The sequence below is a fragment of the Candidatus Margulisiibacteriota bacterium genome (assembly GCA_003242895.1).
Lineage (GTDB): Bacteria > Margulisbacteria > Riflemargulisbacteria > GWF2-39-127 > GWF2-39-127 > GWF2-39-127.
This window is the reverse complement of the sequence record QKMY01000048.1, coordinates 17,075-39,378: the sequence shown is the minus strand read 5'-3', so window position 1 is coordinate 39,378 and position 22,304 is coordinate 17,075. Positions and strand designations below refer to the sequence as shown.

Genomic DNA, 22,304 nt, shown 5'->3' with positions numbered 1-22,304 from the left:
CTATGCCTTACCGGGGAAAGAGGCGCAACTACTTTTCCTCTACTACCGCCTTAAGTCCCGAATAAAGCAGCACTTTGTTGTAGTACATTTTTTTCTGTTCTGCGGTTTTTGCTTTCCTGGCCCTGGCAACATACCTGTCGGATAATCGCTGCAGGATCTCAGGGGTTAAACATTTCCAGGTCATGTTCATAAACTCGCTCCTTTCGCATTATTTTCTTCCATATTTTTCAGGACCGCCTTTACCTCGTCTAAATCAAACGGTTTTCGGATGAAATCATACGAACCATAAGACAAGGCATATTCACGGAAATAGGGAATATGTTCCGCGCTCATCATGCACACCTGCACTCCTGGGTGATCACGTTTGATCAGCAGCAGCGTCTCGATCCCGTTCATGCCCGGCATATGATAGTCGAGAAGTACCAGAGAAATCTTTTCCCTTGCAAGTACCTCTAGCCCTTCTTTTCCGTTCCCGGCTTCATATACCTCATAGTTATTTTGAAGAAAATACCGTAATGTGCTTCTGACCATCTCATCGTCATCGATTATTAGCAGCTTCATCTCGTTACTCCTTGGTATAGACTACTTTGTGGCTTCCCATAGACTTTTTCCTGTGTCGCCTCAAGCTGTGCACTCTTCTTTGTTATTTGCCGTACCAACTGAGCGATTATTTCTCTCTCATCATCATCGATTATTAATAGCTTCATCTCGTTACTCCTCTCATCTATCATCCACATAAACCACTCAACTGGCTGGTTTATTTCTTATAACATTGTATCGAAATATATTGACAATAAATTGCATCGAAATAATCCGTTTAGTAATGAATGGTTTACAAAATCATTTGGTTGGGTATAATGAAAATATGTTAGATTTTTCATCATTTGCGCAATATGTCGAATACTACCGAAAAAAAAAGGGGCTTAATTACTCGCTGCTTGCAGAAAAGCTCGGGTGCAGCCTGACATTCGCTTCCGGATTGGAACAGAAGGGAAAGCAGCTATCTGACGAAAAAATAGAATTATTTGCCAAGGCTTTTGATTTGAGTGAAATTGAGTTCGTTGAGTTGCTGCTACAAAGAACGTATGATCAATATGAAAAAAACAGAGGGAAAAAAGCCCTGCGCTGGCTCAAAAGAGCTCTGCCGGTCTTTGACAATATAATCAATGGAAAAGGTCCGACAGTTACAGACATTCCACCTGATCCGCTGGAAGAAATAAGAAAGAATATTGCCAAAATAAGCGATCTGGAATTAAAAAATTTTCTTGAGAATACTATCGATTTTGCAATAAAACATTATCTTAAGGAGGGAAAGTAATGGCTGATAAAAGAAAAATACTTCTGGTTGAAGATGAGAAGGCTTGGATTGGACATATTACCTACATATTAAAAGGAGAATACGAGGTTATAAATGCCCGCAATTCTGATGAAGCATTCGCTGCAATCGAGGAAAACAAATTTGACCTTGTTTTGCTGGATATAAGACTTGAGGGATCAAAGCTTCAAGGGCATGGGATACTTAAAGAAATTGTCAAACAACAGCCGGGAATAAAAGTAGTAATGATCACCTGCGTAAGTGCTCTGTCAATTGTTGATGAATGCTTCAACTATGGCGCCAAATGGTATATTGAGAAGAAAAGCAGCGAAGAAGAAATATTAAAAAGGATACAGGTCGCCCTGGATGACAAGGTCCATCTATCCGAATTATATTGCAATTTTTCTTCCCCTGGAGAAAATCTTATTAATTCTTATGTGGACGGGAGGGAAAAAGCTGCCTTAATCGAAAGTATTTTGCATAGCGAAATAGCTGCCGAACTAACAACAGAGTCCATGCTCAAAAGTTTCTTTATGCCTCCTGTCTACCTATCAGATATCAAGCACATTGAAGATTCCGTTCCCCAAATAAAACATAGTTGGGCTGGCTGTCCATCGCTAGGGGTTGGACACAAAGATATTCTGCTCTACGGTTTTAACAAAAAAGAAATGATCGAGCTGCAAATACAGCTTCAACAATCAGGCATAGTAGCTCATATGGCAGATGATCAGCAATCACTTCTACGGATATTAAAAACATCCAAGATAGCCGGGATCATGATCGCTGCTGATCCGCTCAATGCGCTATATCCTTTATGGCAGGCAAAGATACATGACCCGAGAATAAGCATATCTATATATTCTCCATTCGAGACCGAGAACCTTGGCCCGGCAATCCTCGCCAAAGCAAACGGAACCTTAAAATTAATTGATAATTATGCTCAGGTTATTCCGACAATACAATTGATGCTGCAAAGATCAGAAACAAATTTTTCAGCCGAATCTTATAAATTGTTTTTAGCTTTATACTATGAAAAATGTCACTGGATAAAAGGATGGATTCAATATCGAATAGATTCTGGCGCAATGAAAGCGGAAGCACTCTACCAGAATAACCGGAGAAATGATCGAACGTTAAAAGATGATGAATTAAACCGTATCCTAAGTGGCGAACAACATATTATCGCTGCCGGGTATGAGGCATAGCCTCAGCAGTTACCAATAACCTTGCCAGGAAGCTGCCTCGTGATGTCGCGAAAGATGAATATATATCCTTCTGTCTTGAGATATTGCAAGAGGCAACAGCTACTCTCAGTACAAGGATCAAGGATATGCTTATCGAGATCAAAAGCACCTATGCCTTATCAGGGACCTTTTCCCAGTCCGATGGAAATGACAGATACTCTCTTGTTGAAGCCGAGGCAGAAGCAGCAAAACGCGTACTTGGCGTCTTCAGCGGGATTGTTAATCGCGATTTTCCGGATACGATCTATCCGGCAATACCCATGAACACGTTAGTAATAATTCTTTCTAATCTCTACACGAATGCTTTTGCAGCACTCTCAGCAACGAGCGCTCCATCGATCACAATAACCGCCCGCGATCTTAACGAACACTATTTTCTACTGGAATTTGCCGATAATGGTAAAGGAATATCGCAGGAACACCAGAATAAGATATTCGATCTGGGCTATTCCACTTCCGGCTCCAGCGGCATAGGACTGAGCTGGATCAGAGATACAGTACGGCTGAGGGGTTGAATTATGTGCAATGCTAGTGTAATCCCTGGGTGAGTTGATATAATGAATTTAACGATAATTAGTTAATGAGGAGCAAACCACATGATAACATTGGAATACACATATATATGCAGAAAATTCCATACATACTTAAATAAATTAAAAATAAAGCTAGACAAGGAAAATAGTCAGTATAAAAGTATTGAGGAGAAAAAACGCTATTTAGACAGTATTGCACCGAAAATATACAATGATATTGACTCTTATTTATCAAAAATGTGGGATATTGCTCAGCCGCATATATTAAATAACCAGGAAGCATACCAAAAATACAAGCAGTTTACCAGAGATCTGTTACTAGATCAGTTATTTAATATAGGTCCGCTTAATAAAAGGATACATGATAAACCGTTAGGATATGATGGTGACTATCTAGTTGTTCACTACTTCTATCTTAATGATTATCTGGGAGGCAATTTATTTGAAATGCTTATAAACAGATATACTAGTTCTATCCCCGCTTCACAGGCCCATATTAATAGAGAAAGTTATTTTAATGAATATCTAAATAATATGTCTAGCGACGAACCGCTTTGTATCTTATCACTTGGATGTGGCCCCGCTAAAGAAATTATCGAGTTGTTAAAAGAAAAACATATTAAAGCAAAAATATATCTTAATGACATGGAAAGTGAGGCTATTGAATTTGTAAAAAATCAGCTTGATCAATACCTGAATCCTGATATCTCTATTACATATTTACATATGAATATATTAAGTCTTGTTAAAAATTTGAAAAGGCTTAACCTGCCTAAGTTTGACCTCATATACTCCTTCGGTCTTTTTGATTATTTAAATGATAAAATAGCTAAATTAGTAATCAATAGTATGTATAATTATTTGAATAATGATGGAATATTTCTCATAACTAACGTTGAAAAAAATATTCCTAATAAAATTAATATAGAATTTCTTTGTGACTGGAAACTGATTTATAGAGGTCAAGAACAATTAATCGGACTTTCTGACGGGGCTGGGTACTCAAAAAAGCATACTTTTTTTGACGAAAAAACAAAAGCAAATATTTATTTGCACTTACAAAAATAGTTTAAAATAAAATATGCTTACAAATTTATCCATTAATCTTCTTCTTTCTTTTTCTTTAGTTCTGGATTTAATCTTAGCAGGCATTATCGCTTGGAAGTCGGCAAAGAAAAGTATCGACTCTATCTTCGCTTTATGCGCGGTCTTTGTCAGCTTGTGGTCTTTCGGCATTCTAATGTTCCGGTTGGTTGATAATTTTACTCAAGCTTTGTTCTGGAATAGAGAATTTATCGTTGCTGCTGCCTTTATTGCTACTACTTTTTTGCATTTTACTTTGGTCTTCACTGGCACAAAATTAAATCCTCTAAAGACTCTACTATTACATTTGCCAGCTGTTTTAACTTCATTCCTCGTGTTCATTCCAAATGCTTTTATTAGGGATATTATTATGAGAACTTGGGGCAAAGAAAGTATTTTGGGATATCTCTACCCATTTTATGGTTTGTGGTATGTGACCTATTCGGGCGCAGCAGTTGGTATACTTTTCGTAAAAATGCTTAAGGCATCCGGGATATTTAAAAACCAACTACTGTACATGCTCATTGCAACCATCGGTACATATTCTATAGGAATGTACTTTAATCTGATTTTGATCTTACTTGGTAACTATAGATATGTCTGGGTAGGCCCCTATAATTCTCTATTTATGGTATCAATAATTACATACGCCATCCTAAAGCATCAGCTCATGGATATCAAAGTAGTTATCAAAAAAACAGCCGACTATACCATCCCTTTCCTGATTTCCCTTATCTGTCTCTGGATAATCAATGATCTTTTGCCAATTCCCCAAATCTACAAGTACATTATCATTACCCTTGTTGGGGGTCTGTTTATCCGTTACTACAACTACCGTAAACATCTTGAGTTCCAGGAGAAACAGGCTGTACTCGAAGAAAAGCTTCAGCGTATGTCAGTTCTGGAATCCATGCGCCAGTCCATTTCCGGTTGTGCGCATGACCTCAAGAACCCGCTTGGGCAAATCGAGGCATTTACCAATAACCTGGCCAGGAAGCTGCCTCGTGATGTCGCAAAAGATGAATACATATCGTTCTGTCTGGAGATATTGCAAGAGGCGACAGCTACGCTTGGCACACGGATCAAGGATATGCTTAACGAAATAAAAAGCACCTATGCCTTATCAGGGACCTTGGCCCAGTCCGCCGGAAATGAACGATACTCTCTTATTGAAGCCGAGGCAGAAGCAGCCAAACGCGTACTTGGCGTCTTCAGCGGGATTGTTAATCGCGATTTTCCGGATACGATCTATCCGGCAATACCCATGAACACGTTAGTAATAATTCTTTCTAATCTCTACACGAATGCTTTTGCAGCACTCTCAGCAACGAGCGCTCCATCGATCACAATAACCGCCCGCGATCTTAACGAACACTATTTTCTACTGGAATTTGCCGATAATGGTAAAGGAATACCGCAGGAACACCAGAATAAGATATTCGATCTGGGCTATTCCACTTCCGGCTCCAGCGGCATAGGACTGAGCTGGATCAGAGACACAGTAAGACTAGCACCAAATAGCGGGGACATAACCGTAAAAAGCACTCCTGACCAGGGCGCAACCTTAATATTGAAGCTAAGGAAGAAGCCCTCCTAATCCCAACCCACAATCGCCGAGGATGTCTGAAGGGGCTTACGAAGACACAGAAACACCTGCGCAATTTGCTACCCGCAGCTACCAAAGGTGTGGCATAATTTGTGACACAGCCTTTTGGCGAAGGGTTTGCGCTGGTGTGAATGATGTCGTAGTTGACTCCGAGTTCCGCAGGCGCCGTCTGACCGAGGCTACCAGAAAAAAAACGCGAGGATTCTTAAGGCCAGCGCGTACTGGTCTTAAGTCCTAGGATTATAAAGGAGCGGAAGCGTCCTTTATTACAATCATCCCGACAGGGATACCACAACTATTGAAGTACCCCAGCCCGACAGTAAAAATGATCTATCAAACCGTAGAGACGCGATTAATCGCGTCTCTACATAACGAACCTAATCAGCGAAAAAAGTCACTAATATTCGTATTTGTAAGTATATCCATAATGCGAATAACTATACCCGCTTCTTTCTTTGATAAGTTTATTTATGATTACCCCTACAATCGGAAGGTTCTTATCTTGAAATAATTCTTTGGCAGCATTTAAGGAGCGCAGCGACGCGTTCTTCATATCGACTACAATCATAATGCCATCCATAAACCTCGCAAGATCAAGGGTCTCCGCAACCAGCGTCACCGGTGGAGCATCAAAAAGAACGATATCAAAATAATTCTTTAATTGGTCGATCATCGCGCCAATCCTTTCACTGGCAATAAGCTCCGTAGGATTAGGAGGGATCGTCCCAGCAGGAATAACCGTGATATTCTTTCCGGAAGAAGAAGGGAAAAAGATATCTGATAACGATTCTTCCCCGATCAAATAATTTGTAATACCCTTCTCTTTTGAAAGATTAAATATCTTTGTAAGTTTTGGCTTTCTCAAATCGAGATCGACTAATGCGACTTTTTTCCCGGCAGACGAAAGGGACAAGGCCAGATTCGCTATAATAGTAGTCTTTCCTTCCGAGGCTAATGCACTGGTAATCAACAATCCCGGAGATTTCTGCCGCATAATGTCCTTATACTTCAAACTGGTGTGAATAAGCCGCAAAGCTTCTGAAGAAGGCCCACGCGGAGCAGCTTTCAAGAAAAAGTTATTGAGGTTATCTTCATAGGGTACCGTACCTAAAACATTATATGGAAGAACATGTTTGACGGCATCAACGGATTTGGGGACATCATCAATATATTCCAAAAATAATGATAAGGCACCACCGAATAACAAACCGACAAAAACAGCCAGAATAATATTGTTTTTCTTCTGCGGAAGAACAGGTAACGAAGAGACAACCGCAGGTTCTATGAGTTTAATATTCGCTATTTTACCAGCTTCGTTTATTTGCACCTCTTCATACCGCTCAAGCAGCGCAGAGTATACCTGATTCGCAATTGTCTGGTCCCGTGTCAACCTGGCAAGCTCGATCTCTTTGGGAGGAAGCTGACCCAAACGACTGGTAAGCTGGTCGACCTGATTATCGATATTGGTTTTTTGCGCTTTAAGGCTTATAATCTCATTCCTTATCTGCTCGAGGTTAGTCCACCAATACGAATAGAACGGATTATTTCTCGCACCTACTCCATTGATCTTGCTATTTAAATCTTGTTCCTGAGCAAATGCGCCTTTAAGTTTGGTATCAATTTCCATTTTATTGGTTTCGAACTGCGCTAAGCTGCCAATTCTGGATGTCGTCTCTTCCGGCAAGGCAACAGTTTTATACATTTTCTTATAAGCCAGCAAAGCCTGTTCTGTTTCAGTAAGCTTGTCTCTCTGTTTTTTTAACTGATCTTCTATAAAAACCCTGGCGCTGCTATACTCTTCCTGATTAAGCCGCTGATTCTGCTCAACAAACACCGACGCTAACGTATTAACAACATTTGTTGCGGTAACAGGATTTTTATCACGATAGGATATCTGAATCAAATTCGTTGTTCGAATAGCTGCAAGTTTGATATCCTTGCGCAATGATTCGCTATCAATAAAATTGCCTTTACGATCTTTCAAATTATTAACTTGAATCACTCTCTCTAAAATCGGCCGGGTCTGCAAAATTTCCATTTGGGTATTTACAGGATCTGATTTCCCTCCGATCTGGCTCATCAAGTCAATCGCTTCAAAAGCCCCCAGGATACCTCCATTATTTTTTTCTGTGATCAAAAGTTTGCAATTCGCTTCGTAGATAGGAGTAGCCCTTATACTATAAAATACAGCTGCACCAACAATAATCAATAAAGAAAGTAAGATAATCCCCTTCCGGCGCAGTATCATGTTCCAATATTCGAATAATTCCATAACTTATTCCCCCCCTTTTTTAATAACCTTCCCACACCATATCCATTATGGTCTGGCTTGTGAAATCAACGCTGATCATGAGCAAACACCTAATTCCTCTTTGGCATTTTTCATCATTAAAGATAATCTTACTTCTCCGATAAGCTCATTAATTCTTATAAGCGCTTTTGGAATATCGTGAGCTGCTTGTTTAACAGTATGTATATCGCTGCCGATTCCAAAAACCATATTTTCTTCGAGTAATTTTTCTGCGACCATCCTACTATGATTACCGTAAGCCCCGATAAGGCTCATTAGATTAACTTGCAGCTTAACGTCGCGAGCAACCAATTCTTCAAATAAATGAAAATGACGAACCAGTTCCATTGAACGTTCCGGATGCACTAGGATGACCTTCACCTGTTTGTTCGTTAACTCAAATATAATATTATATAAGGTCTCGATCATAAAACTATTAAACGGGGCTTCTAATAAAATGAAAGGGCACTTCCTGCCGCAAACGTGGAAATCTGCCATTTCACCGCTATCATTAAACACCGAATCAATAAAAACCTCATTTGCAGAAATTATTTGAGTTGAGATATTGTTCTCTTCAAATCTACTCCAGATATTTTTAACAGCAGAACTAACAATATCCGAGGAGTTCTCATACAATCCCTGAATGTAATGAGGAGAAGCCACAATATGCTTAAACCCAAGTTTGTCCATGCACTTTATCATCGTTATCGATTCGGCTTCTGTCTGAGGACCGTCATCGAGACCAGGTAATATATGACTATGTAAATCCAGCATTATCGTATCCTTTAACGGGGGTACCTTCCGGTAACCGTATCATAAACATAAATGGAATCCCGTGCCATTCCTAAGACTGATCCCAGGTCCTTCCAATCAGCAAAAAAGTGCTTGGGCACATAGATAGTATCTCCAGGATAGACCGCGGTGTTCTTCTGTCCGTTAGTTGAAAAGGTACCGTCAAGCGCCACTTTAAACACTTCATTCCGATCTTTATTCTTTCTGACAATTCCAATGTTGTCCATTGCCGCAGTATTGTTGATACCTCCGGCTTCAGCGATGTAATCTGCAAAGGTGGCGCCTTCCAAAAATTGATACCCTCCGGGAGTTCTCACTTCACCGATGACGTACACTCGGGAAATACATTGTCCGATCATAATCGTGTCTTTATCTTCCAGAACAACGTTTTCTCTAATTGAATTCTTTCTTACCATTTGCATAAGATTAATAGTAACCATCGATCCATTTTCTTTTATAATACTCACAGCGTCTTTGTTTGCCCTATCAGTGAATCCACCTGCGCTGCTGATCAAACTCATCAATTTTCCTTCATATGGTTTCGTCTGATCGTATTTATACATTCCGGGATTAGCCACTTCACCTAAAACATAGACCCTGTTGAATTTTGGCGTCATAAGAAGCACTGCAACTTGCTGGAGTTGAATTGAAGAACTTAACCCTTGTATGATCATTTTCTCAACTTCAGTCGTGCTCTTATCGGAAACGGAAAGCACCCCGATATTAGGGATAAATATTTTTCCTTCTGAAGACACGTTAACCTGATGCGGATCTTCTTCTCCCAGTTGCTGTGCCATACCGTTCGGAGAAAAAGAACCAAGAACCAAATCGGTACCCCGGCGATCGAAAACATATACCTTTAAAGTATCACCTTTTTCAATCAAAACCTCTGCATATGCCGCAGGAAGCATATAGGAAAGAATTATTGCGAACATAATAAGTACTTTTTTCATTTACCCATCCCCCTCTTCATGGAACCATAAGCCAGTATGCTAAAAAAACAATTAACACTTCGGCTTTCTGGTATAAACATGGCTATGCCATATTTCACAAAAAATCTCGTCGAACAGTAAACCCCATCACCTCCCTAAATAAATGATATTGTCCTGCTACTTTGCACCATTCTGGAATAGAATAGCCGGCATCGTCTTAAGAAGCAGCTTTGCATCTTTCGACAGAGACCATTTATCTATATAATCCAAATCCATTTTTATCCAGGTTTCAAAATCAATATGGTTACGTCCGCTCACTTGCCAGGTACAAGTTATTCCGGGCTTAACAGACAATCTCCGTATCTGGCAGTCGCTGTATTGAGCTACTTCCGAAGGCAAAGGGGGCCGTGGGCCTACCAGGCTCATTTCACCTCGAAGCACATTAATCAATTGAGGGAGTTCGTCCAAGCTTGTTTTCCGGATAAATTTCCCCACTCTCGTTATCCGGGGATCATGCGTAATCTTAAAAACAGGACCGGACATTTCATTTAAAGCAAAAAGATCTTTTTTACGCGCCTCCGCGTCAGTGACCATTGAGCGGAACTTATACATTTCAAAAATACGTCCATGCCGTCCCACCCGCTTCTGTTTAAAAAAAACTGATCCGGGAGAATCAAGCCGGATAGCCAAGGACGTTATAAAAAATAAAGGGGCTAAAATGAAAAGGCCTAAGAAAGCAATACCCCGGTCAATAAGCTCTTTTACCAGCAACTGATAGGGTTTTTTATGTGCTGTCTCAAATGAGATCAGGGGTAAATTGCCGATCTCATCAACAAACATTTTTACAAAATCCAGTTTATCAAAAAAAGTAGCACAAAGCTCCGTATCGATTCCTCGCTGAATACAATACTGGATATATGGCTGCATAGCGTTTAGATACCATGGAGACCCGGAAAAAAACACGACATCAATCACATTCCCCTTGGTAATCGAATAAAAATCCGATAATTTTCCGAGGATTTTGTAACCATGCAACCGAGAGAGCGCAGATATACTGTCGACATTATTATCAGAATCTATTTGATCAGGGATAATAATTCCGACTAGTTTTAGTCCCCATCCCGGGTTTTCTTTAATTTTGAGAAGTATGTCCGCAGCTTCTTTACCCATGCCTACGACAATTACATTTCTAGTATTAATGTTGAGTTTACGTAAAGATTCTGCTAACTTTGCTATAATTACATTTTCCATGAATAACGAGCCCAGACTAAGAACAACAAATATCGTCATAAATATCTTCCCGATAGCAGGGAACTCAAAAATGGTTATTGCTGCCAAGAAAAGTACTGCAGCAACAGATACGGCCTTAACAATCCGCACCAGTTGCATGAACAGTGTCTCGAACCGATGCGACTTATAGAGGCTGTTCTGCTTAAGAACAATCCACCAGATCACGCTCATAATGAGAAATAAGAACACCTTACCGGTTCTCGTATACTCTTCGAGACTTTTAAACGAAAAGACTAAACAGACTATGTGTGTAAAATAAAACGAAACATGAACAAGCATAATATCGATGAGTCTTCTAAAATTAGATACTGCTCGATAATGTTCTTTAAGCATGTCCCCCATCCTTTCGCTTAAATAAACATTAATAATGGTATGACTATATTGAAGTGCTTATAAAAAAGAATTATCCGAAATACCTGACAGCCTGAACTTTATTATTTTATTATGATATTTGGATTTATTATGACTCGACTATTGAGGTCGCGGTATAGGTTTGTTTTCAGTATGTTAATAATTGTGCCCAACTTATAATTCAGCCGGCACTATTTGTCAAGAGTATTAATGATCACTTACAAGGCAATCGCACACGAAATCTTTAAATATAATCTTACGTCTCTACTTTCGGGAAATTGTCCACGCCGCAGATGTAGGATTAATCGCGCACCTACAGACAAGAAGGTGCCGTAATGTGTTCCTGTAGAAAGGGCTCCTCTTCAGCTTAGGCAAAATTACCGGCACCCGGAATCACTTACCCATTACAAAAAAAACAAATATCGATTCTTGACAAACACATGAATAAGTATTAAAAAGCATGAATATAGCCAGTACATATCGGATTTTCATAACGATCAAGCGCTTACAAATTTCATCTACTTATCATTCTAATAATATATTTCCCTTATTAGTATCATCAACAAAGACTAAACCAATATGGAGATATGAACTATTTCACATAGACATTATCAATAATCGGGGGGAGTATATGATAACATTTCTTGGTGATATATATTTGAATAAACCATATAAGATAGAATTCAATATTGAAAATTACATCTGTAATCTTGAATACCCTATTTCAAAACATGGGAAACCGGCTTTAAACAAAATTAATCTAAGACAAGAAAAGTCTTATATAGAGGAAACATTTAAGCAGCATCCTCTCGCTGTCTGCCTCGCTAACAACCATATTATGGATTATGGTGAAGAGGCATACAAAGACACCTTGAGTTTTTGCTTAAAAAACAACATAAAATATTTTGGAGCAGGTAACCAGTATAACAATTACAATAATCCCGCTCTTCTCAAAATAGACACAGCAACTGTTGGCATCTTAGGCTATTGCTGCCCGTCTACCTCAAGTATCTCAGGAGGACAAAGAGCTAATGGCAGTTCTCCTCTGAACGAAAAAAGAATAGCACAGGATATTGATGCATTAAAAGAAAAAGCCGACCGGATCATCGTGGTTTTTCATTGGGGCGCAGAAGAAATCTTTTATCCTAAACCTTATGACGTAAAAATCGCTCATATGGCTATCGATAAAGGAGCGGACCTCATTGTCGGCCATCATTCTCACTGCATACAGTCCTATGAAATATATAAAGAGAAACATATTTTTTACGGACTAGGCAACTGCATCATGCCTGACATCGATGTTATGGCATATTTTACCAATAATGGAAAGAGTATAAGGTTCAGACAGAACCAACAAATCTGGAACAAGTATTCTTTAGGTATTAAGTATAATCCTTCAAATAATGATATTGAAATATTCAGAATGTATTTTGATGGCGGAACATTAACCCAATCACCTTATGATATCAAAAAATATTATTTACCAATAAAATCTGTCGAAGAATACCAGCGCGCCTTCATAAAAAAATTTTTGTGTGAAAAAATCAAAGGCAGAGTAAGAAAATACAAACAATCCCCATGGGTACCCGGACTGAAGGATGCAAAATACTTCTATGGATTAATGTGGCAAATTATTAAAAAACAATATAGTTAAAAAGTTGATTTTTACACTACCCAGGAAAGCTGGGCAGCTAATCCCTGTCGTAGATAACTAAGAAGGAGGAGAAAATGAACATAAAATTTGCCTTAAGAGATGATGACACCAGTTATTTTACAGAGCCGGAAGAATTAGAGGCTGTCTATAAACATATTTGGGCGAAAGGTATTTCTACATCACTGGCAGTCGTCCCCTATGCTGTCAAATCCCACAATTGCGGCAGCCAGGGCGTAAACTTTTACCAGGAAAAAGAAAAGAAAGCAATCGGAGAAAACAAAAGACTTATTCAATACCTGAGAGAAAAAATCAAAGAAAAAAAAGTAACTATCATGCTCCATGGACATACCCACCAGTATAAAGCAGCAAAGAACAAAAAAGACCTCCCTCTTCTGGCAACCAAAGACAACTTAACCATGCTTAAAAAGGACGTGAGAGGTGAAGATCTTATTTTTATTGGAGAGTATGCCTGGAAGAATTATTCGCAATTAAAAAAAGAAACAAGGCTAGGAAAAGACTATCTGGAAGATCTCTTTGGAACGAAAATAAATGTATTTGTAGCGCCAAGTAACGCCTTTAGCAAAGACGCAGTAAAAGCTGTTGCCGAATGCGATTTGGATATTTGCGGCGGTACAATGAGAATAATGTATTTCAATAGGAACTTTAGTATGGAAAGTCTGAAGTTCTGGCTTCTAAAAGTCTTATGGAAGGCAAAATATAGAAGGGTCTATCCTCACACCATGGACTATAAATCGCATAAAGAAGTCCATGCCTATGGCCTGGTACCGAACGTAACTCTCGAATCGTTAAAAAGAGATTATAACTTCTGCTGCAGCACAAATGCTCCCTTTATCCTCGCTACGCACTACTGGCAGGTTAACACAGAGCCAAAGCTGACAGAAACCTTAGAAGCTTTCATTAATTATGTTCATACCGAAAACAAATCTCAATTTGTTCCTGTTAACACGTTATTTTAAAGAGGGAATTATTATGCTTAAAATGATAAAGAAAAAAATTGCAGGCAAAAGCTTAGCACTCAATAGTTTCATCAATCTCTCAACCAAAATAAGCCTGCTATTTATTTCTCTGGCTTTCATAGGCTATATCTCCCGGATTCTGGACCAGACCGAACTCGGAATCTTTGCAGTTCTCTTTATTTTCTATTCCTTACTTGGAATGCTTGGCGGTTTAGGGTTGAACAGTACGGCGCTACGACTGATCCCAGAATTGCTCGCAAAAAAAGAACACACAAAAACCGGCGATATCATCAAGATCACAATGATCGCCTCTACCTTCGCAACATTACTCTTGTGTTTGGCAGGATTTGGTATTGATACCTATATTGCTTCAATTTTCCTGAAATCAAAAGACCTGGCAGTTTTCATCGACTGGATAATTGTTAACAGCTTCTTCTATACGATTTTTGATCGGTTCATCTTACTCTATCAGACGCTGCAACAATTCAAAATGCTTGCTTTCTTAAACATTATTACGAATGTCTCGCAACGGGCATTTGCGCTGATATTCATATTACTGGGATATAAACTGCACGGCATAATGCTGGGATTTCTCCTCGGAACGCTGTTAGGCGTTATTTGCGGATTTATTGGTATGAGCAAGTTTCTGTTCAGCCAATATAATGGTTATTCGGCAAAAGAATACATCAAATTTTCATTCCCGTTTTACGGACAGGGAATTATGCGGTTCATGTTCTCCCAGGCAGATCAAATGCTCATCGCGTTCCTCTTTAATCCTGAAAAACTCGCTATTTATTTCATTGCGAAAAAAATAATCAATTTAATTACGCTGGTTTTTGAAGCTATCTATGATACGGTAACGCCAAAACTTGCCGAAATAAAATCAAAGGGGCTACTGGTCTTCAAGAATAATCTTGGCCGTGTCTATCAGATACTCATATCCCTGGTTCTCATCGGTGTCTCGGTTATCTTTCTGAACAGCAAATTGTTTATGTTTTTGCTGGGTGGAGAAAAATTCACTGAATACTATTATTTACTTAACGTCTTAGCCATATCCATAATCACGTACACCCTTTATTTACTGTCAAATATAGGAGTATATCTCTATAAATCTCCTAAAGAAGGCTTTGCACTTTCCTTTTATGTAGGAGCAACAACCGTAATCCTGGAAATTATTTTCGGGCTTACTTTCGGCTTAATCGGGTTCTCTATAGCCCAGTCTATCGGTTATATAGTAGGGATTGCCATCGTTCAGTATAAATATAAAGACGCCTCTATCAATTATATCTGGCGTAGAGATATTACCTTTGCCTCTTTGGCCGCATTGGGACTTATCACAGGATATTACATCAATACCTATTTTCTTACCATGGATAACACTATATTCTTACTAACCAAAACACTCATCATCAACATTTTATTATTAGTTGGGGTTGCTGCCTTTTATTTCAAAAAAGAAAAAATGCTTAATTGGGATAATGCAAACGGCACGTAATAGCTTGGAGAATTAATCAAATGTCCAGGAGGAATTAAAAGAAATGCCAAAAGATGTACAAGATTTGATTTGTAAAAACATATACAAAAAAAAAGTTTCTCAGTTTCTCAAAAGAAAAACCTGGAAACTTTATTATGAAAAAAAACGAGTCCAATATCTCGACCGCAATGAAATTAGAGATATCCAGCTCGACAAATTAAAAATCTTATTAAAAATGGCAGAAAATTCCTCCTATTATAAAAAATATATAGACGCGCTGAATAAGCCCATAGACAATATAACCTTTAAAGATCTCAAAAAATTCCCAATTCTGACAAAAGAAATTATCAGGGAAAAAAAGCACGACCTTATTGTGAAGGATATAAAATATCTGTTCCCCAATGCCAGCGGCGGATCAACAGGAGAACCGGTACATTTCTACCAGGACCAACATTACAGGGATAATATATGGGCCTCAATGATGATAATAAACGAGATGTGCGGATGGTATTACGGGGCACGGTACGCCAGACTCTGGGGTGCTCTGCAAGATAAAAATGCTTTCAATAAAAAATCAAACCTTTTCTGGCAAAACACCCGTTTTTATAATACTTTTGACATGTCAGAAAACAAGCTTGAAGAATATCATGCCGACATGTCTTTGTTTCAGCCGGAAATAATTATCTCCTATGCCTCATCGATGTACCTCCTTGCTAAATTTCTTAAGTCCAAGGGTATTAAGCCAAACTATCCAAAAATATCCATTGTTACAACCTCGGAGCCGCTCTATCCGCACATGAGAGAAACAATAGAAAGCGTTTTCAGAGTTAAATGCTTTAATCGCTACGGTGGAAGGGAAATAAGTGCAATAGCCTGTGAATGCGAAGCCCACAATGGCCTGCATATTATGATGGATAATGTCATTATTGAGTGCCTCGATCCGCAAACCGGAGAAGAGGTTTTTGATAGCCCCGGTGAAATTGTGGTGACTGACCTCAATAACCACGGGATGCCGTTTATACGGTACCGGATAGGAGATGTGGGCATCATCTCAAAAGAAAGATGCAAATGCGGACGGAACACGTTACGTTTCAAACAGATAATAGGGCGGAATACCGAGCATTTTACGATGCAAAACGGGAGGATAATTCACGGATGCTTTTTCGCATTAAAACTGCTCGGGCTGGAAGGAATTAAGGCCTTCCAATTCATACAGGATTCTCTATCAAAGTTCACTCTCAGCATAGTAAAAACGGACACCTTCGATAATCTGGGATTCGATAACGCAATAAATGAGATAAAGAAGGTCATCGGGCAGGATTCTGTTCTCGAGACCAAATTTATCCAATCGGTAGCAACAACTCCTACAGGGAAATATAGATATGTATCATCGAAAGTAAACCCTGAAAACATATGGACCTTAAAAAAAAATTAATAAAAAAGACTACCTGTTGATTGTTCCTCAACTGTTTGTCGAAAGGAGTAATTCTATGATCAGCGAAGTACAAGATGCCCTATGTAAAAGTAAAGCCAAGAAAAAACTATCTAAGCTTATAAAAAAAAATATGTGGAAGCTATACGATGAGAAAAAAAGAATTAACTATGCAGATAAAAGCATAATTGAAAAATACCAGTTGAGCAAACTAAAGGTCTTATTTACCAAGGCATATAAGACCCCATACTACAAAAAGATTATAGACTCACTGGGAAAGCCGATAAACGAAGTAGTACTTAAGGATCTAAAAAAGTTCCCAATCCTTACCAAGGATATTATTGAGCAGCAAGCAGGTAATCTCATCATTCAGAACCCGGCAGTCCTGCACCGTAATTCGATTGAAGGACCTACCGGAGGTACGATTAACATCTATCAGGACCAAAACTATAAAGATCACGCCTGGGCATCAAGGCTGATCAGGAATGAGCTGAGCGGATGGTTCTATGGGGCATGCTGCGTACGATTATTGAGCAAACAAAAAGACAAACAATATTTTTCTAAAAAATTAGACCATTTCTGGCATAATACCCAGCTTTATGACGCATCTCCCTTGTCAGAAAACAAACTGAACGAATTCCACCGTATGATGACCGCTCGTGTGCCGGAATTCATTATAGCGCACACATCTTCAATCTATTTGCTTGCTGCCTATCTTAACTCCAAAGGTATTATTCCTAATTATCCAAAACTATCAATATCAACTACATCGGAAACACTTTACCCATATATGAGAAAAACAATTGAAGAGACGTTTAACGTTAAATGTTTTGATCATTATGGTAGCCGCGAAATCGAAGAAATTGCCGGTGAATGCAGGAAACATAACGGACTTCATGTTTTTATGGATAATGTGATTGTGGAATGCCTTGATCCGGAAACAGGAGAAGAAGCCTACGACAGGCCAGGCAAGCTTATAATTACTGATCTAAATAATCATGGAATGCCATTTATACGATATGAAATCGGCGATACCTGCACACTCACCAAAGAAAACTGCTCATGTGGAATGAGCACTCCGTTAATTAAAGAGATTTTTAAAAACAGTACTGCTAATGTTGTATTGGAAAATGGGAACCACATTAACGGCTGGATGTTAAGTAAGGCACTCTTCCCTTTAGAAGGAATCAAATCATACCAGTTTGTCCAGGAGACATTCAACAGCTATACGCTGAATATACTTAAAATGGACTGTTTCAACATCAATAGCCTTAATGATCCTCTTAATAAAATGAAAAAAATCCTTGGAGAAACCGCGTCAATAGAGATCAAGTTCGTAGAAGCAATCCCGGATTCTTCACCAGGTCACAGGGAATATATTATTTCGAAAATTAACCCGGAGGCAGCTGGACAGAAAAAAGAAAAAACCCTGATAAGCAGATCAACAAAAATGATTACCAGAGTATAACGACAGATCACTTTATGGCTTTATCATAACGAATATCATGACTAAACAATAACCTGAGAGGGAGGAATTATTATGATTAACAGGCTGCAAGATGCCTTTTGCAAAAGTTCATATAAATATAAAGCATCCCATTTATTCAAGAAAAAACTCTGGAAACTCTATAAAGAGAAAAAAAGCATTCAATACCAGGATAGAAGTGTCATAGAAAAGTATCAGGAAAAAAAAATGAGAAAATTGTTAATGGCTGCATATACCACCCCATACTATAAAAAAACAATCGATACAGTAAAAAAACCGATAAGCAACTTCACGATTGCCGACCTAAAGAAGTTCCCCATCCTTACCAAAGATATCATCAGAAAAGAAATCAAAAATCTTATCGTAAAAAATCCCATAGGTCTTTACCCAAACTCCAGCGGAGGCTCTACCGGGGAACCGCTCACCTTTTACCAAGACCAGAACTATAAGGACCATATCTGGGCTTCGATGATGATCATTAATGAAATGAGCGGATGGTACTGGGGGGCCAGAAGTGCCCGGCTCTGGGGCGCCCCTCGCGATAGGAAAGCTTTCTCAAAAAAATCAAAGCTATTCTGGCAGAATACCAGGTTCTATGATGCATTTGATATGTCAGACTTAAAAATAGAACAATTCCATAAAGATATGACACGACACGAACCGGAATTTATTATGGCCTCAAGCTCTTCCATATATCTCCTGGCAAGTTATCTGAATGCAAAAGGGATCATACCCTCATATCCAAAGATTTCCATCTCAACTACCTCAGAAACCCTTTACCCGCACATGAGAAAAACTATAGAAGATACGTTCGGCGTGAAATGCTTCAACCGATATGGCGGACGTGAAGTAGGCGCAATGGCGTGCGAATGTAAACGGCACTCAGGGTTCCATATATTTATGGACAACGTCATCGTCGAATGCATCGATCCGGAAACCGGAGAAGAGGTCTACGACAAACCGGGAGAAATCATCCTTACTAACCTCAACAATCTCGGAATGCCGTTTATCCGTTACAAAGTAGGGGATATAGGAACATTAAGCAAGGAAAAATGTACCTGCGGTATGCAAACTATTCTTTTAAAAGAAATCCTCGGCAGAAGCATGGACCATGTCATTCTCAAAAATGGAAAAATTGTTCATGGCTGGTATTTCAATCAGTATTTTTTTGGGATCGAAGGAATAAAAGCCTATCAGTTCGTCCAGGAATCGTTAGAAAAGTTCACACTGTATATCGTAAAAATGAGCAATTTTAATAGCATCAGCTTTGAACTGTCTCTAAAAAAAATCAGAGATTTTATAGGTAAAGATTGCACACTGGATATACACTTTATTGATTCTATTCCTAAAGCGCCTTCGGGAAAAGTACAGTTTATTATTTCCAAAGTTGACCCAGAGATCATCTGGAACAAAAATAGAAATACTGCCCAGATGGCCGCCAATCTAACGAAATAAGGAGGAACAACTACTATGAGAATACTATTTGTTAATCGTGTAATGGGACTCTGGCGCGGGGGAGGTGAAACATTTGATCTCAATACTGCAAAAGGACTGCAAAAAAGGAATCACGAAATTGAGTTTATTACCGGATGCAAAAAAAATGGAGAGGTCCCCTTCCCTGTTAACGAATTTAAAACTCACTATATTTACACGCCATATTTAAGCAAATTGGCTACTAAATTGCCGTTTAAAGTAAAAGGGCTTGGGAAACTATGGCATCTGGATAATTACTGGTGGGGATCAGAAGTATTCAATTACCTTAAAGAGAATGATAAATTTAATTATTATGACGCTATCTGGATACTTACGTTACCGCATCTGAATAAAAAAATTAAAGCACATTATGACACCCCGACAATAATACGGTTCCCTGGGCCACCAGACCCGGTATTGTTAAAGGTCATAAAAAAACTACCTTTTGTTATCGTTAATGGGGACACATACCATTACTTAAAAAAAGAAAATGTTAACTGCATCAACATTCCACCTTCACCTAACCTAGTCGAAATCCATAATAAGCTGGATATAAGGAAATTGATGAGGGCCCAACATCAAATAAAAGATGATGAATTAGCGGTTATCTATGTAGGAAGACTTATCAACATGAAAAATATCGCGTTCCTGATTAAAGGGGTCAAGCAGCTCATCGACAGCACGAAAAAGGTTGTTAAGCTCATGATCGTAGGAGATGGAGAAGAAAGACACCGCCTGGAAAAACTGGTCAAACAGTTACATATGGAAAAAAATGTTATTTTTACAGGATTTGTAGACAACAAAGATATCTACAAATATTATATTGCATCAGATATATATGCACTTCTTTCAACCTATGAATCGTTTTCGATTGCAACTCTTGAAGCCATGTATTACGGATTGCCGGTCATCGTGAGTAACGTAGGCTGGCTAAAAAACCTTGTGGAGAATAATGTCACAGGGAACCTCATCAATCTGGACGACATAGATTCACTGGTATATAACCTCAGGAAATATGTAGAGAATGAAAATCTCAGGAAAAATATCGGATCAAACGGTGAACGTTACGTAACCGACAAGTTCAGTTGGGAAAGTAATGCCGTCACGATCGAGAGGATATTCATGTCTCAAATACCGAACAGCGTCGTAGAAGAAACATCACGAGTTCTATAAAAATGCTATTGGGGGGCATGAATTATATGCCCTCCCGTCATAAAAAAGTGGGGGGAATAGTAAATGCATATTTGCCAAATTATCTGGAATATTGATGCTATCGGCGGTGCTGAAAGAATGGTCGTTAATATAGCTGCCGGATTACAGGAACAAGGGAAATCGGATATCACCGTGCTATCAATCCTGGGCAAAAGTGATAGCTATTATTCCCAAAAACTAAAAGAAATGGGAATACCATTACTACATCTTTTCCCTGATGCACAAAAAGCATATAACCCCAAAATTACTACAAAACTGTACAAAATATTAAAGCTCATCTCTCCGGACGTAGTCCATACCCATCTATGGGGAGCGTCACTTCATGGATATATATGCGCCAAGCTGCTCAAGATACCGATAGTCGTTCATGAACATAATGTACTTTTCAACAGAAAATGGTATTGGGATTTTTTTGACAGGGTTACATTCCGGTCACGTTCGAGGACAATCGCATGTTCACTCCCAGTCTATTTGTCACTTGTAGAAACCCTTAAGTTAAACAGCAAACAAAAAAAGACACTGGTCATCATCAATAACTGCATTAACGAAAAAGAGTTTGCCGTTAGCAAAGATCGGCTAAGTGTAAGAAAAGAGCTTGGCCTGGCAGAGAATGATTTCGTCTTCATAAACGTAGCCAGCCTGACAGAACAAAAAGGACACAGGTACTTAATCGAAGCTTTTTCTCTTGTTGTCAAAGAATATCACAATGCAAAATTATTGATAGCTGGTGACGGCATATTAAAAAACGACATAACTATGCACATAGAGAAACACAAACTATCCTCAAACGTTATACTCCTAGGTATCAGGAAAGATGTTGCAGACCTGTTGAATGCTTCCGACATATTCATTCTGCCATCACTCTGGGAAGGATTGCCGATGGTGCTGCTGGAAGCGATGTACAGAAAATTACCGGCAATAGTCAGTAACGTCGGCATCATGAAAACTCTGGTAACTGACCACGTTAACGGGTTATTAGCTGATCCTATGGACACAGCAAAACTACATGAACATATGAAGTTCTTTATCACCAATACGCTCGAAAAAATAAAAATGGGCTGCGAAGCCGAAAAAATAGTAACAAAGAGTTTTCTGATTAACGTTTATATTGACAGCCTTACAGGGATATACCGGCAAATACTTTGATAAAAAACAGAATA

The 22,304-nt window shown here is 38.9% G+C and carries 18 protein-coding genes; 13 read left to right on the top strand and 5 right to left on the bottom strand.

Annotation, left to right across the window (positions count from 1 at the left end):
* Nucleotides 1-186: 186 nt before the first annotated feature.
* A complete protein-coding gene (locus DKM50_07785; protein ID PZM79727.1) occupies nucleotides 187-561 on the bottom strand; it encodes a response regulator in 375 nt (124 codons plus the stop codon).
* Between the two features lie 262 nt (nucleotides 562-823).
* Between DKM50_07785 and DKM50_07780 the strand changes: the two genes are divergently transcribed.
* The 5 genes from DKM50_07780 to DKM50_07760 all read left to right on the top strand — a co-directional run bounded on the left by DKM50_07780 (nucleotide 824) and on the right by DKM50_07760 (nucleotide 5,772).
* On the top strand, nucleotides 824-1,318 hold the full coding sequence (locus DKM50_07780; GenBank protein PZM79726.1) for a hypothetical protein: 495 nt from the start codon (nucleotides 824-826) through the stop codon (nucleotides 1,316-1,318).
* Nucleotides 1,318-2,520 (top strand): hypothetical protein, encoded by a 1,203-nt coding sequence (locus DKM50_07775; GenBank protein ID PZM79725.1) that lies wholly within the window; start codon nucleotides 1,318-1,320, stop codon nucleotides 2,518-2,520. The genes DKM50_07780 and DKM50_07775 overlap by 1 nt, the downstream gene beginning before the upstream one ends.
* 125 nt (nucleotides 2,521-2,645) lie before the next feature.
* Complete coding sequence (locus DKM50_07770; protein PZM79724.1) at nucleotides 2,646-3,074, top strand: hypothetical protein; 429 nt, start codon at nucleotides 2,646-2,648, stop codon at nucleotides 3,072-3,074.
* An 81-nt stretch (nucleotides 3,075-3,155) separates the two neighbouring features.
* Nucleotides 3,156-4,160 (top strand): hypothetical protein, encoded by a 1,005-nt coding sequence (locus DKM50_07765; protein ID PZM79723.1) that lies wholly within the window; start codon nucleotides 3,156-3,158, stop codon nucleotides 4,158-4,160.
* 13 nt (nucleotides 4,161-4,173) lie between these two features.
* The gene (locus DKM50_07760) at nucleotides 4,174-5,772 is read left to right on the top strand and encodes a hypothetical protein (protein ID PZM79722.1); all 1,599 of its coding nucleotides are present in this window, start codon (nucleotides 4,174-4,176) and stop codon (nucleotides 5,770-5,772) included.
* 406 nt (nucleotides 5,773-6,178) lie between these two features.
* On the opposite strand, the gene DKM50_07755 is transcribed toward DKM50_07760, so the two are convergent.
* The 4 genes from DKM50_07755 to DKM50_07740 form a co-directional block, all read right to left on the bottom strand.
* On the bottom strand, nucleotides 6,179-8,053 hold the full coding sequence (locus DKM50_07755) for a hypothetical protein (GenBank protein PZM79721.1): 1,875 nt from the start codon (nucleotides 8,051-8,053) through the stop codon (nucleotides 6,179-6,181).
* Between the two features lie 75 nt (nucleotides 8,054-8,128).
* Nucleotides 8,129-8,845, bottom strand: coding sequence for a hypothetical protein (locus tag DKM50_07750; protein ID PZM79720.1), 717 nt, complete (start codon nucleotides 8,843-8,845; stop codon nucleotides 8,129-8,131).
* Between the two features lie 11 nt (nucleotides 8,846-8,856).
* On the bottom strand, nucleotides 8,857-9,816 hold the full coding sequence (locus DKM50_07745) for a hypothetical protein (protein PZM79719.1): 960 nt from the start codon (nucleotides 9,814-9,816) through the stop codon (nucleotides 8,857-8,859).
* Nucleotides 9,817-9,972: 156 nt separating this feature from the next.
* Nucleotides 9,973-11,427 (bottom strand): sugar transferase, encoded by a 1,455-nt coding sequence (locus tag DKM50_07740; GenBank protein ID PZM79718.1) that lies wholly within the window; start codon nucleotides 11,425-11,427, stop codon nucleotides 9,973-9,975.
* Between the two features lie 469 nt (nucleotides 11,428-11,896).
* Here DKM50_07740 and DKM50_07735 point away from each other — a divergent pair, with 469 nt between their 5' ends.
* From DKM50_07735 to DKM50_07700, 8 genes are all read left to right on the top strand, one after another.
* The gene (locus DKM50_07735; GenBank protein PZM79717.1) at nucleotides 11,897-13,090 is read left to right on the top strand and encodes a hypothetical protein; all 1,194 of its coding nucleotides are present in this window, start codon (nucleotides 11,897-11,899) and stop codon (nucleotides 13,088-13,090) included.
* A gap of 74 nt (nucleotides 13,091-13,164) precedes the next feature.
* A complete protein-coding gene (locus tag DKM50_07730; protein ID PZM79716.1) occupies nucleotides 13,165-14,067 on the top strand; it encodes a hypothetical protein in 903 nt (300 codons plus the stop codon).
* Nucleotides 14,015-15,562 carry a hypothetical protein gene (locus tag DKM50_07725; GenBank protein PZM79715.1) on the top strand — a complete coding sequence of 516 codons (1,548 nt, stop codon included), beginning with the start codon at nucleotides 14,015-14,017 and terminating at the stop codon, nucleotides 15,560-15,562. Before DKM50_07730 ends, DKM50_07725 begins: the two co-directional genes overlap by 53 nt.
* A gap of 43 nt (nucleotides 15,563-15,605) precedes the next feature.
* Nucleotides 15,606-16,976 (top strand): hypothetical protein, encoded by a 1,371-nt coding sequence (locus tag DKM50_07720; GenBank protein PZM79714.1) that lies wholly within the window; start codon nucleotides 15,606-15,608, stop codon nucleotides 16,974-16,976.
* A gap of 55 nt (nucleotides 16,977-17,031) precedes the next feature.
* On the top strand, nucleotides 17,032-18,441 hold the full coding sequence (locus DKM50_07715) for a hypothetical protein (GenBank protein PZM79713.1): 1,410 nt from the start codon (nucleotides 17,032-17,034) through the stop codon (nucleotides 18,439-18,441).
* 72 nt (nucleotides 18,442-18,513) lie between these two features.
* A complete protein-coding gene (locus DKM50_07710) occupies nucleotides 18,514-19,914 on the top strand; it encodes a hypothetical protein (GenBank protein PZM79712.1) in 1,401 nt (466 codons plus the stop codon).
* 15 nt (nucleotides 19,915-19,929) lie between these two features.
* Nucleotides 19,930-21,105 carry a hypothetical protein gene (locus DKM50_07705; protein PZM79711.1) on the top strand — a complete coding sequence of 392 codons (1,176 nt, stop codon included), beginning with the start codon at nucleotides 19,930-19,932 and terminating at the stop codon, nucleotides 21,103-21,105.
* Nucleotides 21,106-21,168: 63 nt separating this feature from the next.
* Nucleotides 21,169-22,290, top strand: a complete 1,122-nt coding sequence (locus tag DKM50_07700; protein ID PZM79710.1) for a hypothetical protein — start codon at nucleotides 21,169-21,171, stop codon at nucleotides 22,288-22,290.
* The last annotated feature ends 14 nt before the right edge of the window (nucleotides 22,291-22,304 follow it).

Bases quoted from the DNA above. Each gene is read 5' to 3' on its own strand.
- DKM50_07785 (PZM79727.1), bottom strand. From the start codon at position 561: ATGAAGCTGCTAATAATCGATGACGATGAGATGGTCAGAAGCACATTA.
- DKM50_07780 (PZM79726.1), top strand. From the start codon at position 824: ATGAATGGTTTACAAAATCATTTGGTTGGGTATAATGAAAATATGTTA.
- DKM50_07775 (PZM79725.1), top strand. From the start codon at position 1,318: ATGGCTGATAAAAGAAAAATACTTCTGGTTGAAGATGAGAAGGCTTGG.
- DKM50_07770 (PZM79724.1), top strand. From the start codon at position 2,646: ATGCTTATCGAGATCAAAAGCACCTATGCCTTATCAGGGACCTTTTCC.
- DKM50_07765 (PZM79723.1), top strand. From the start codon at position 3,156: ATGATAACATTGGAATACACATATATATGCAGAAAATTCCATACATAC.
- DKM50_07760 (PZM79722.1), top strand. From the start codon at position 4,174: ATGCTTACAAATTTATCCATTAATCTTCTTCTTTCTTTTTCTTTAGTT.
- DKM50_07755 (PZM79721.1), bottom strand. From the start codon at position 8,053: ATGGAATTATTCGAATATTGGAACATGATACTGCGCCGGAAGGGGATT.
- DKM50_07750 (PZM79720.1), bottom strand. From the start codon at position 8,845: ATGCTGGATTTACATAGTCATATATTACCTGGTCTCGATGACGGTCCT.
- DKM50_07745 (PZM79719.1), bottom strand. From the start codon at position 9,816: ATGAAAAAAGTACTTATTATGTTCGCAATAATTCTTTCCTATATGCTT.
- DKM50_07740 (PZM79718.1), bottom strand. From the start codon at position 11,427: ATGGGGGACATGCTTAAAGAACATTATCGAGCAGTATCTAATTTTAGA.
- DKM50_07735 (PZM79717.1), top strand. From the start codon at position 11,897: ATGAATATAGCCAGTACATATCGGATTTTCATAACGATCAAGCGCTTA.
- DKM50_07730 (PZM79716.1), top strand. From the start codon at position 13,165: ATGAACATAAAATTTGCCTTAAGAGATGATGACACCAGTTATTTTACA.
- DKM50_07725 (PZM79715.1), top strand. From the start codon at position 14,015: ATGTTCATACCGAAAACAAATCTCAATTTGTTCCTGTTAACACGTTAT.
- DKM50_07720 (PZM79714.1), top strand. From the start codon at position 15,606: ATGCCAAAAGATGTACAAGATTTGATTTGTAAAAACATATACAAAAAA.
- DKM50_07715 (PZM79713.1), top strand. From the start codon at position 17,032: ATGATCAGCGAAGTACAAGATGCCCTATGTAAAAGTAAAGCCAAGAAA.
- DKM50_07710 (PZM79712.1), top strand. From the start codon at position 18,514: ATGATTAACAGGCTGCAAGATGCCTTTTGCAAAAGTTCATATAAATAT.
- DKM50_07705 (PZM79711.1), top strand. From the start codon at position 19,930: ATGAGAATACTATTTGTTAATCGTGTAATGGGACTCTGGCGCGGGGGA.
- DKM50_07700 (PZM79710.1), top strand. From the start codon at position 21,169: ATGCATATTTGCCAAATTATCTGGAATATTGATGCTATCGGCGGTGCT.